The following is an 11430-nucleotide window of genomic DNA, read 5'->3' on the forward strand; positions in this document are numbered from 1 at the left end:
CGCATTGCCTACCGATCTGTCTACCGCTCCGCCTGCCAAGAATTAATTTCACGCCCGCCCGGAGTGTTCCGGCTGGCGAGCGCGCCCTGCCGCCACCGAGCCACAGGCGGTGCATATTTAGCCAGCGCCCCAACTGATAGACTTCATTGTCTATTATGACGATTCCGCTTGGTCTATAAGCTAGAAGGTAGGGCTCCGCGTTGACCGATAACACTTCATCCATCGCGCTGATTGGACTTGGCCCCCGCGGCATTTCCGTCCTGGAGCGCCTCGTGGCACAACTCAATACTGTGTCTCACCCGCCAGAAAAGCTGACGCTACATCTCATCGATGATGCCCAGCACGGCGGCGGCAAGATTTGGGATATCAACCAGCCCAAGTACCTGTGCATGAATACCTTCGCACACGGCATGACGCTGTTTTCTGAACCCGGCTCCACTGTGGAGGCTCCGGTGGTTGAAGGCCCCACCATCTACGAGTGGATCCGCCTGACGCTTGGCGATGCCAACGTGCCCGCCGGCGCCCGCGATTACGCCGCTGCCCACCCGCTCGATCCACAGGTGCTTGAGGAATTCGGCCGCGCAGAGCTGGAGAAATTGCGTCCCGAATCCTATTTGCCGCGCGCGCTCTACGGCCACTACATCCTGTGGGTCTTCCGCTCGGTCCTGCAGGACGTGCCGGAGTGGGTTGAGGTCAAGCAACACCACGCCCGCGTGGTGGATATTGAATCCCGCGATGGCGCGGATATTTTGCACCTCAACAACGACACCACCGTTGAGGCCGGCTCCACCTTGGCGGTCACGGGCTGGCAAAACCAGGGTTATACCGAAAACGAGCGGTGGATCCTTAAGACCTTGGAAGATAACCCCAGCCTGCGCTGGATTCGCGCTGATAATCCCATTGACCAGGGCGTTGACTCCATCGAGGACAATGAGAAAGTCCTCGTGCGCGGGCTTGGCATGGGCTTTTTCGATATCCTCATCCTGTCTACCGTGGGCCGCGGCGGTAAGTTCGTTGAGGATTCCTCCAAGCCTTGGGGCATGCGCTATGAGGCCACCGGCACCGAGCCCACCTTTGCGGCTGCTTCCCGGCGCGGCTATCCCTTCCTGCCGCAATCCGATGAAGGCTCCCTGCCACCGGCCGCGGAAATCCCGCGCCTGAAGAAGGTCGTCGCCGAGCTATCCCACCGCACGGGCGCGCGCTCCATCAACTATGACACCGAGGTGTGGCCGGCGGTTGCCCGCGATGCCTACCAGGCCTATATCGATTCCCTCGCCCGCGTCGAGCCGGAGAGCCTGCGCTCCTCCCGCGAGGAGATCATCGCTGCCCTCGATGCCACTCCGGTGGATGCGGGCGTGGCCTATAACGGCCTGGCTCAGCTCGATGAGGTCATTGCGCACCACACCACCAAGGATTTCAGCCTGTTGCGCTGGATGCACCTGCTCACGGAGGATTTTTCCAACCAGCAGGAGCTCACCGAGCACATCGTGCAGAGCCTGTGCGAGGACCTGGCAGAGGCCCAGAAGGGCCCGGATAGCCCGGTGCGCGCCGCCTTGTGGTCGGTCGGTTTCTCCCGCAAACCCACCCAGGTACTGGGCGCCGAGGGCCGCTATACCCTGGAGTCGCGCCACCACATGTTCGATAAGGCCATTTCCTTGGGTCAGACCACGTGCTCCGGCCCGCCGCCCTTCCGCACGCAGCAATTGCTGGCGCTTGTCGATGCCGGCATTGTCAGCTTCGTCGGCGGCAATCCCGTCTTGGGTACGAATGCCGACGCCGGCGAATGGACCATCAGCTCCAGCGCCTCTGGCGGCAAGCGCATTCCGGGCACGACGCTTCTCGATGCCTGGGTGCACAAGCCCGATATCCGCCGCACCCCGCACGATTCCTTCATGCACTCCCTCGTGGAATCCGGCCGCGTGCGCGCGTTTACGGAAACCGCCAGCGACGGCATCGAGGTACCTACCGGCTCGCCTGCCGAGGACCCCGATACCCGCCAGGTCCACAACGCCGACGGCACCGTGGATGAGCGCCTACACCTCGTAGGAATCCCCGCCCACGCCGAGTACCCAGATACCACCCTGGCCCCGCCCATTCCGGGCACGGATTCGTGGTTCATCCAGGAAGCCGATAAGGCCGCCGTGCACGCGGCCCAGGTAGCCCTCGCGGGGCAAGCGTAGCTATCAGCGAGGGGGCAGGCAACCGCCTGCCCATTACGCTGTTAGCAGTTCCGTTCGGAGGAGCCCAGGATTCATACTCCTAGCCCCATGCTGGGGCAGGTTATGTTTATCTGCGTTCGGACCTGACCCCCATTTGGTGGACACCCGATTAGTGCGGATTTTGTGTCCGTAAGAGAGGATGTTCATTGTGAGTCAACAACGCCAGAAATACACACCTGAGTATCGACGTGAAGCCGCGAACCTGGTAATCGAATCGCAGCGCCCAATTGCTCATGTAGCCAAAGAAATTGGTGTCGCACCAGGTCTTTTAGGCCGATGGGTAAAAAATGAGCGTCAACGCCTAAGGCTCCTCCGATGGATTAAGCGAGGCGGATCTTCGTGCGGAGAATACTCGTCTGCGTCGTGAGCTGGCAGAAGCCAAGATGGATAACGAGTTTTTGTCACAAGCGACAGCCTTCTTCGCTTTAAGGCAACGCGAGCAGAAAAGTTCGAATTGATGCAGCCAGAGCAAGGCGAACTACAGCATCAAACGCATGGCACGCCTTTTGAAGGTATCTCGGTCTGGATACTACACATGGGCCCATATACAGCAGCAACGCTTATCCGGAAAAGATGATCGTGCATCATTTTACGATGATGTCGACCGCAAGATTCATCAGATCTGAAAAAGACTCCGACGAGGTCTATGGTGCCCTGTGAATCACCGCAGAACTAGGTGAGCGCTACCAGATCAGTGTGAATCGCAAGACTGTAGCCAAGCGGATGCGCATGATGGGCATTGAAGGGATTTCACCGCGTGCTTTCGTTCCAGTGACAACGATCCAAGCCAAGCGCAAGTCCACGCTTCCTGACCTGGTCAAGCGCATGTTTGATACTGGTGAGCTCAACCGGGTGCGGATGTCAGATATTTATCTACCTGCGCACCGATGAAGGATGGTTGTACTTGTGCGTGATCCGAGACGGCCACTCCCGTCGTGTGCTGGGCTAGGCTATGAATAGCGCCCAAGATACGCGCCTAGTCAAAGGAGCACTGCGAATAGCACATGCGCTGCGCGGTGACGTTGCTGATGGTCTCGTGTTTCACGCTGACCGCGGAACGCAATGTACCAGCGAACAACTCTGGGAGGTATGCCGCAACCTAGGTGTTGCTCAGACGGTGGGGCGTACCGGGGTGTGTTTCGATAACGCGATGGCTGAGTCGTTCTGGTCGACGCTTAAAACTTAAGTTCTACGACCGGAAGCGCTGGCCACCCGCGATGCTGCGCGTCAGACTGTGGCTTACTGGATTGAAGTCGTCTACAACCGTCGACGCCGACACTGAAGCCCTCGGGATGGTCAGCCCCATCGATTTCGAGAACCACACCAGCCTAACCACCAGCAGAAAAGAAATAGCTACCTAACCACGAGGTAGCTCCACTACGTGTCCACGATTTGCGGGCAACCCCAATCAGGTGTCCACCAAATGGGGTCAGGTCCCGTCGAGACATAGATATAGCCCACCCGCTGCCCACATGAACCGGAATCTTTACTCGCCGACATCACACTCACTACTTTCTGCAAATCTAAAGTCTAGATCCCACTATGCAAGTGTAAAACAATGGCCGAAGTGGCCCTATTTTACAGCAAACATTCTGCCCCAAACCGGCGTAACAATAGGGTGTACCTTGTTCTTCACAAGCCTGACTCATTAATTTCAAAACTATGATAATTAACATAGGCATTAATCTATGTATCCAGGTGTAAAGCGCGCTATCCTAAAAGTGCTGGAAACAGCGACATCATCTTTCCCCAAGGAGTATAAAATGCATAAAGTAGCGAAAGGCCTAGCGGCAGCTTTTATTGCTGTATCTATGTCGACAGCTCAAACACCAGCGATGGCAGTCCAAGCCCCACCATCACAAACGTTCACAGAAACACGTGCAGTAAGTCAAAATCCTGCCGAAACTCCCGCTTTCCTCGGCGGCGAGCTTCATGGACTCACAACTCAAACACTGTCAGTTGATGAATACGGTGAAGTTACCGCAACCATCAATAATGACACCGGAGAAGTGACTACTACTTACCCTGACGGTTCAGCCAAAACAATCACCGCAGAGGAAAGCGCACAAGCACTTCGAGCTCGTCTTAATGAAGCAAGCCCAGAACAGATCGCCGGCCTACAGGCTTCCATGGAAGAGCGCATCTCCAAAGAACAGGTATGCCCTTACGTTGTTGGCCTAGTCGGTGCAGGACATGCTGCATCTTGGGGCAAAGTACTAGCTCTAGCAGCTGTCAACCCCGCGATTGCTGGACTAGCATTTGCAGGTGAAACCGTATTCTGGACATGGGTATCTACCCACTGCTAAAAGGAGAACCTCATGCCACTGTGGATCATCGCAATTGTAGTTTTTGCTGGGGGCAGCATTGGCTATGCCCTTGGTCTAAAAAAGCGAATGGAAGATAATCCAAAGCTCCAAGGAAAAGGCCTTCGAGTTTTGTTTTCAAATAAGTAGAATATTACATTCGCTCCGGTTCGTCACTCATCCGAGTAGGCGAACCGGATTTTTATCAGACTTAACACGTCAAATAGGGGGGGTGTTCCTATATAGTTTGTCAATCTCGCGGGTGGGGTGGACGGGGGCGGATCCCTAACTCGGGATTTTTAGGTGTGTTGTTTTGCGCGCGACTGGTAGCCGACTGGGATTTTTCCCAGTCGGCTTGTTTCGTTGTTAGGGGTTAGGCTGCTGCGGCTTCCTTTGCTGGGGCGGGGTCGCGGTAATACTCGTGGTTGCGCATCATGGCGTAGAGGACGTTGAGTCGTCTGCGGGCAAGTGCTACGACTGCGGCGTTGTGTCTTTTGCCTTCCTTGCGCTTTCGTTCATAGAATTGCCGTGAACGCTCGTGGAATCTGATGGATGCAAAAGATGATTGCCATAGGGCGTTCTTTAGTTTTTTGTTGCCGGCTCTATTCAGCGAGTTCGACATTATTGAAGTGCCTGACTGGTTTGTCCGGGGCGATAGCCCAGCATATGAGGCCAAGTGTCCAGGTGTTGGAAAGTCAGACATATCCCCGACAGTCATGAGGATTTGTGCTGCTGTTTTCGGGCCGATTCCTGGCATGGATAGCAGGATTTGTGTGTGGGGAATGTCGTCGATGAGGTCGATGACTTCCTTTTCGATGTCCTTGCGGTGATCAAGCTTGGCAAGTGCGTCTTTTGCTGACATTGCCACGCCCATTTCTGCATAGTGTGCACCGGCAATGGATACTGTTTGTTCGGCAATGGCAGCGAATATCGCATCGATAACTGGCTCGGGATTACGCGCTTTATGGCGGCGGGCGAAAGCTATAGTTTTTGTTTTACCGAGGCGTTTGATTTTCGTTGGCCCGCCGTAGCGGGCAAGCAGATGAAGGACCCATTTACGGTGGATTATCTGACCGCGAATGGCCTGCTCGAATTGCGGGTAGCAGCCGACAAGTGCACTCCGAATCTGGTTGATGAGCCTTGTGTATGAGCGTGCTAAGTCTTCGTCGATACCATTGAGGACCTTAAGCTGACAGAAAGCCTTGTCAACGCGGTCGACACTGCGAAGGGATTCTGGAAGGTTCTTTCCAGCATGGGCAATGATGAAGGCATCCCGGATATCAGTTTTGGCGTTTCCGGCATGGATGCGTGAGAGCTGACGCATAGCCAAGCCGGGAAGATAGCGCACATCAATTCCAAGGTCTTGGGCTACCGCGACAGTAAGCCGACCAATGTTATTAGGCTGGTCAACAACGACAAGGACCTTGTTGTTACCAGAGCAGAAATCCGAAAAGAGCGCGCGTAAGGACTGCTCGTTTTGATTGATCCGTTTGGACAGGACCTGGGCGCCGTCGATATCTAAGACGCAAGCGTGGTGAAAGTATTTTCCAACATCCATTCCGATGACATAGTCGTAGACCATGCCAGACCTCCTAGCGAGTTTAATGAGTATGGGACTTCTTTCATCGCTGGTGGTCGGACATACTTCACGCTGGCATCCACATTACTTTGAGATCTCACACACTTGATGTGGGTCAGGTTCCTATTAGCAGTTTGGAGTATGTCACTGCCTTCGGCGGCATCACCCCCCCGGATCATTGTCAGACAGGGACGAAAATAAGCCATACCGAAGCCAGCGACTAGTTCCACTGCTCCTGAAAAAGAAAAGCAAAAGGAACGCAGACAAACATAACCTGCCCCTGCACAGGGGCAGAGTTACGAATCCTGGGTAAACTCAAGCGGAACTGATAACAACGTAATGGGTGTTCCTATATAGTTTGTCAACCTCGCGGGTGGATTAGCCGGGGTTGATTTTTCAGCCGGGGTTGTTTGGCCGTGTTGTTTTCGGGCATGACAGCTAGCCGACTGGGATTTTACCCGGTCGGCTGTCTTTGCTCTTAGTGTCTAGGCTGCTAGGTCTTCCTGTAATGGTGCGGGATCGTGGTAGCACTCGTGGTTGCGCATCATGGCGTAGAGGACGGTGAGTCGTCTGCGGGCTAGTGCTACGACTGCGGCGTTATGTCTCTTGCCTTCACGGCGCTTTCGTTCATAGAATTGCCGGGAACGCTCGTGGAATCTGATGGATGCAAAAGATGATTGCCATAGGGCGTTCTTTAATTTTTTATTGTCGGCTCTATTCAGTGAGTTCGACATGATCGAGGTTCCGGATTGATTCGTTCGGGGCGATAAACCAGCGTAAGAGGCTAGGTGCCCAGCTGACGGAAAGTCGGACATATCGCCCGCGGTCATGAGAATTTGTGCTGCCGTCTTTGGTCCGATTCCCGGCATGGATAGCAGGATTTGAGTGTGGGGGATGTCGTTGATGAGCCTGATGACTTCCTTGTCGATTTGTTTGCGGTGCTCGAGCTTTAAAAGCGCGTCCTTCGCCGACATTGCTACGCCCATTTCTGCATAGTGTGCACCTGCAATAGTGACTGTTTGCTCAGAGATAGCAGCGAATATGGCATCGAGGACAGGTTCGGGGTTGCGTGCCTTATAGCGTCGAGCAAAGGCAGCTGCCTTGGCCTTACCTAAGCGTTTTATCTTGGTGGGCCCGCCGTAGCGTGCAAGTAGGTGTAGAACCCACTTGCGGTGGATTATCTGACCGCGAAGGGCTTGTTCGAATTGCGGGTAGCAGCCTACTAGCGCACTTCGAATCTGGTTGATGAGCCTTGTGTATGAGCGTGCTAAGTCTTCGTCGATACCGTTGAGGACCTTCAATTGGAGGAAGGCTTCTTCGACGCGGTCGACACTGCGAAGGGATTCTGGAAGGTTCTTTGCAGCGTGGGCGATGATATAGGCGTCCCGGATATCAGTTTTGGCATTACCAGCGTGGATGCGTGAGAGTTGACGCATAGCCAAACCAGGAAGGTAGCGCACGTCGATTCCGATATCTTGAGCAACCGCGACAGTAAGCCGACCAATGTTATTTGGCTGGTCTACGACGACAAGGACCTTGTGGTCGTGTGCGCTGAACGTTGAAAAGAGTGTGCGCAGGGATTTTTCGTTTTGGTTGATGCGCTTAGATAGCACCTGGGCGCCGTCGATATCTAAGACGCAGGCGTGGTGGAAGTATTTGCCAACATCCATGCCGATGACATAGTCGTAGGTCATGCCAGACCTCCTAGCGAGTTTAATGAGTATGGGACTTCTTTCATCGCTGGTGGTCGGACATACTTCACGCTGGCATCCACATTACTTTGAGACCTCGCACATTCTGTGCGGGTCAGGTTCCTATTAGCAGTCTGGAGTATGTCACGAGAGTGTCTAATGGTTTGTGTGTAGGTTCCCAACCTGCATAAGGAGATAAGCCAGAATGACTAGTGTGGCACGACGAGATCCGGCTGATAAGGCCAAGATTGATGCGATTGAAAAGAAGCTTCTTGCTAACCCTGAAATCGCGAAACTTATTGATGAGCTAGGCACGTCCACCACGGATGCTAATGACCTGGTTCGCGGTATGTTGCAAGCTTCAATTACCCGCGGGCTGAACGCGGAAATGGATACTCACCTGGGCTATGCATCCGGTGATAGAGCAGCTAAAGCTAGTGCTGGAACGGATAATTATCGCAATGGGACGTATCCGAAAACCGTAGATTCTAATTACGGTCCAGTAAGCATTGATGTTCCACGAGATAGAAACGGCACGTTTTTCTCCTACGATGGTGCCCAAAGGCTCGAGGAGATTGACCGACGTTGATGACATGATTGTCAGCTTGTATGCCGGTGGGATGACCATTCGGGATATCCAGCATCACATGGCTACTGCCCTGCGGGTAGATATTTCTCATGAAACAATCTCTGCAGTAACTGATGCCGTCGGCGATGAGGTTATGGTCTGGCAAAACCGCCAGCTAGATGAGTTCTACCCCGTTATCTTCCTGGATGCGTTACGCATTAAAGTCCGCGATGGTGGCCGAGTGGTCAACAAATCCGCGTACATGGCAATTGGTGTGGATCTTGACGGTATTAAGCACATTTTGGGCCTATGGATTGCCAAAGAAGAAGGCGCTTCATTTTGGGCGCAGGTATGTGCCAATCTTTCTAACCGTGGGGTCAAAGACGTCTTTATTGTCTGCTGTGACGGGCTGAAAGGCTTGCCAGAAGCAGTAGAGGCAACCTGGCCGCACTCTATGGTGCAAACCTGTATCGTGCACCTGATTCGCGCAGCTAACCGATGGGTAGCCTACGGGGATCGCCGAGGCGTATCGGCCGCGTTGAAAAAGATTTACACCGCTGCAGACGAATCCACAGCTCAGGTTGCTTTAGACGAATTTGAAGCCTCTGAATTAGGAGAAAAGTATCCCCGCTCAGTCAAGGTCTGGCGGGATGCTTGGGCGCGTTTCGTACCGTTTCTGCAGTTCCCGCCAGCAGCCAGGAAGGTAATCTATACGACGAATTCGATTGAATCATTCAACAATGAACTGCGTAAAGCTACCCGCAACAGGGTGCAGTTCACCAACGATGAATCAGCGCTGAAAACGCTGTGGTTGATGATCTGCAATATTGAAGACAGACGAGCTGCCAAGAGGGCGAAGCAGGGCAAACGGGCCTCAGCGACAGCCGGCAGACTCGTGGAAGGAGCACGAGTATCCGGCTGGAAACAAGCCATCAACCAAATGGCCGTGGCCTTTCCCGACCGCTTCGACAAATACCTATAGTCCGACCCCACACACAAACAACTTGACACGCTCTACAGCGACCGTTGTATTCAATAAGTACCCACTGCCCCTTAGACCACCTCAGTTCCACGTGGGAGGCTCCGAAGTTTACTTCCAGAGCGTCAAGGAGCGATAAGGTATATTCCACGGCACCGGAATAGTGGTTGTCCTCCGGTCCTACTGTGATAGCTGAATATATGTGGGGAGCTCCAGATTCCTCCGTAAGTCCGTATCGGAAAACTTCGGTCACAATATGACGCCCTTCGGCTGTCACCGTGTTCACAAAATATTGAGGTCCGTCTACGTACTCCTGAAGAACCACGGAGGGTGATTTTTCTCCTAGCAAAGTCGTAGAATTTTGAATGGTAGTAATCGCCTGAAGAGTCTCGGGTTCTGTTTTGCAGAAATAGACATGGTCACTGCCCCCGCTTCCCACAGGCTTGACAACACAATCCTTGACCAGGGACGGGTCTAGATAAAGGCTGTCTTGTGCAGAAGCGGAGGATAGGGTAACAGACCTTGGGGCACGCAGTCCATATTGGTGAGCAACTTCAATCATTCCTTGCTTATGGCGACGGTGCCAGATCTTCTCTCTACCGTTATGCGGTAGTCCTAACTCAGCTGAAACCCACTCAGCTATGGATACTCCTGATTCGCTTCCCGGCACAACAAGGTCAAATTTTTCTTGGCTACATTCCCGGAGTAGGGCCAGGGCCCATGGATCGGAAATGCTCCCGTCTTCGTTAGCTGAGATGACATACGGCGGGTTAGCAGTAGCAACCTCTACGTCCCTTTTTGGCGCAGGGTTGCCACCAGATCGGCGCCACTTGAAGAATCATCAACTACTAATATTTTCATTTTTCCGTGTTCCCCACATTGCTTGGCTTATGGTTATTGCCACAATGAGCATCAACAAAGTTAACTGAATTGGTTCGACTTGAGAGCCCAATGCCACCTCGGTAGCCATCACCACGGCCGGAAGGGCCGCGATGATCAGTGCCGAGATGAAAGGCGGCGCTAAGGTAATTCCCCACTGCAAGAGCAGGATAGGAAAAGTAATGCACATCACCGATAGCAGGACGATTGACAGGGTAGAGCCTCGAAGCATCTCCGCTTCCACGGAAAAGAAAGCCACGAGACCGCTAATAATCCAAGCTAAGTGAAACCTCACTGCTGCAATCGTGAGAACGCTGTTCCCTTGTTCAGTAGCCCAGCGCGAGGAGTAAAGCACTCCTACCGCAGAAATTCCTGCGCCTACAGCTAGAGCGAAACCCAGATAAGACTGGGGTGAACTGCTTCCCGTTCCTAGGAAGAAAAAACATAGAGCCAGAACCACTACTGCAGTTGTTGACACCAATGAACTGCTGAGCCTTCTGGCCGACCAAGTCATTATTACTGCGACAATAAAAGGGCCGACTCCTGTTTCGATGACACTTGCTGCAGTGGACTGCATCAAAGTAGTGGAAACATAGAATAAGCAGAAAGCGCCCGCAGTAAACAGATTGAGGCTTGCTGCAGTTATCATTTTCATGGGGGGATGCGGTGTTTCCGTAGCTCGGTATTTTCTACGATAAAACGCTAAATAGACCACTGTGGAGATAATCGCCGCGATAAGAAACGCTGAAAACGTAGTAAAAGTAGATAGCTCTGGGTCTACTTGGGCTCCGACTATCGCAGTGCCGATTCCTTGCCATAGGACAGCTAGGGCTACGATAACCGCCCCTACACCTGGTTTATTGGACTGGATCATAAAACCTTACCCTCAAAATCCGTAAAGTTAACTTAATAGGTGCTGTTGCAAAGTTGGGCGGAGAGCAGCGAAGACTCAGTTTCTCATTCCCTGATGGCCGCTGCGTGTGGGCGTTGTTAGGCCATCTCGAAGATGAAGTGCCCCGAGTTTTGTTCCTAGGCATTTGCCTTGATTTCTATTATTCCCTGTTGCGGGGTCTTCTTCCAAAATTCGGTTTCCACCTCGGCTGGGGTTGGTCTGGGCTGGATTAAATAGACCATGTGGTTTGATCGTGTCTTCCGTGACAGCCCCTTGTTGGGCAGGAAGACTGATAATCATGAAGAAGTTTTCAAAACACA

The 11430-nt window shown here is 53.3% G+C and carries 10 protein-coding genes and 1 pseudogene; 6 read left to right on the forward strand and 5 right to left on the reverse strand.

Annotated elements, in window-relative coordinates; translation table 11 throughout:
* Window positions 1–200: 200 nt before the first annotated feature.
* From ABRP66_RS01290 to ABRP66_RS01310, 5 genes are all read left to right on the forward strand, one after another.
* A complete protein-coding gene (locus ABRP66_RS01290; protein WP_237791547.1) occupies window positions 201–2180 on the forward strand; it encodes an FAD/NAD(P)-binding protein in 1980 nt (659 codons plus the stop codon).
* 178 nt (window positions 2181–2358) lie between these two features.
* On the forward strand, window positions 2359–2586 hold the full coding sequence (locus tag ABRP66_RS01295; protein WP_349838210.1) for a transposase: 228 nt from the start codon (window positions 2359–2361) through the stop codon (window positions 2584–2586).
* Window positions 2587–2879: 293 nt separating this feature from the next.
* Complete coding sequence (locus ABRP66_RS01300) at window positions 2880–3110, forward strand: IS3 family transposase (RefSeq protein ID WP_349838217.1); 231 nt, start codon at window positions 2880–2882, stop codon at window positions 3108–3110.
* A 797-nt stretch (window positions 3111–3907) separates the two neighbouring features.
* Window positions 3908–4525 carry a hypothetical protein gene (locus ABRP66_RS01305; protein ID WP_023028242.1) on the forward strand — a complete coding sequence of 206 codons (618 nt, stop codon included), beginning with the start codon at window positions 3908–3910 and terminating at the stop codon, window positions 4523–4525.
* Window positions 4526–4537: 12 nt separating this feature from the next.
* A complete protein-coding gene (locus ABRP66_RS01310) occupies window positions 4538–4672 on the forward strand; it encodes a hypothetical protein (RefSeq protein WP_023016690.1) in 135 nt (44 codons plus the stop codon).
* A 223-nt stretch (window positions 4673–4895) separates the two neighbouring features.
* On the opposite strand, the gene ABRP66_RS01315 is transcribed toward ABRP66_RS01310, so the two are convergent.
* Window positions 4896–6104, reverse strand: coding sequence for an IS110 family RNA-guided transposase (locus ABRP66_RS01315; RefSeq protein ID WP_349838211.1), 1209 nt, complete (start codon window positions 6102–6104; stop codon window positions 4896–4898).
* Between the two features lie 482 nt (window positions 6105–6586).
* On the reverse strand, window positions 6587–7795 hold the full coding sequence (locus tag ABRP66_RS01320) for an IS110 family RNA-guided transposase (protein ID WP_349838212.1): 1209 nt from the start codon (window positions 7793–7795) through the stop codon (window positions 6587–6589).
* A gap of 202 nt (window positions 7796–7997) precedes the next feature.
* Between ABRP66_RS01320 and ABRP66_RS01325 the strand changes: the two are divergent.
* Window positions 7998–9342: pseudogene (locus ABRP66_RS01325) on the forward strand (IS256 family transposase).
* Here the strand turns inward: ABRP66_RS01325 and ABRP66_RS01330 are convergent.
* From ABRP66_RS01330 to ABRP66_RS01340, 3 genes are all read right to left on the reverse strand, one after another.
* Window positions 9293–9901, reverse strand: a complete 609-nt coding sequence (locus ABRP66_RS01330) for an ATP-grasp domain-containing protein (protein ID WP_349837184.1) — start codon at window positions 9899–9901, stop codon at window positions 9293–9295. The pseudogene ABRP66_RS01325 and the gene ABRP66_RS01330 overlap by 50 nt on opposite strands.
* A 279-nt stretch (window positions 9902–10180) precedes the next feature.
* Window positions 10181–11092, reverse strand: coding sequence for a DMT family transporter (locus ABRP66_RS01335; RefSeq protein WP_234457548.1), 912 nt, complete (start codon window positions 11090–11092; stop codon window positions 10181–10183).
* Between the two features lie 75 nt (window positions 11093–11167).
* Window positions 11168–11430: hypothetical protein (locus ABRP66_RS01340; protein ID WP_349838213.1), on the reverse strand; the 263-nt coding region annotated here is incomplete at its 5' end.

Source organism: Corynebacterium sp. KPL2680 (assembly GCF_040225675.1).
GTDB lineage: Bacteria > Actinomycetota > Actinomycetes > Mycobacteriales > Mycobacteriaceae > Corynebacterium > Corynebacterium rhinophilum.

Coding starts and splice junctions, on each gene's coding strand:
- ABRP66_RS01310 (WP_023016690.1), top strand. CDS start 4,538: ATGCCACTGTGGATCATCGCAATTGTAGTTTTTGCTGGGGGCAGCATT.
- ABRP66_RS01335 (WP_234457548.1), bottom strand. CDS start 11,092: ATGATCCAGTCCAATAAACCAGGTGTAGGGGCGGTTATCGTAGCCCTA.
- ABRP66_RS01320 (WP_349838212.1), bottom strand. CDS start 7,795: ATGACCTACGACTATGTCATCGGCATGGATGTTGGCAAATACTTCCAC.
- ABRP66_RS01305 (WP_023028242.1), top strand. CDS start 3,908: ATGTATCCAGGTGTAAAGCGCGCTATCCTAAAAGTGCTGGAAACAGCG.
- ABRP66_RS01315 (WP_349838211.1), bottom strand. CDS start 6,104: ATGGTCTACGACTATGTCATCGGAATGGATGTTGGAAAATACTTTCAC.
- ABRP66_RS01295 (WP_349838210.1), top strand. CDS start 2,359: ATGTTCATTGTGAGTCAACAACGCCAGAAATACACACCTGAGTATCGA.
- ABRP66_RS01330 (WP_349837184.1), bottom strand. CDS start 9,901: ATGATTGAAGTTGCTCACCAATATGGACTGCGTGCCCCAAGGTCTGTT.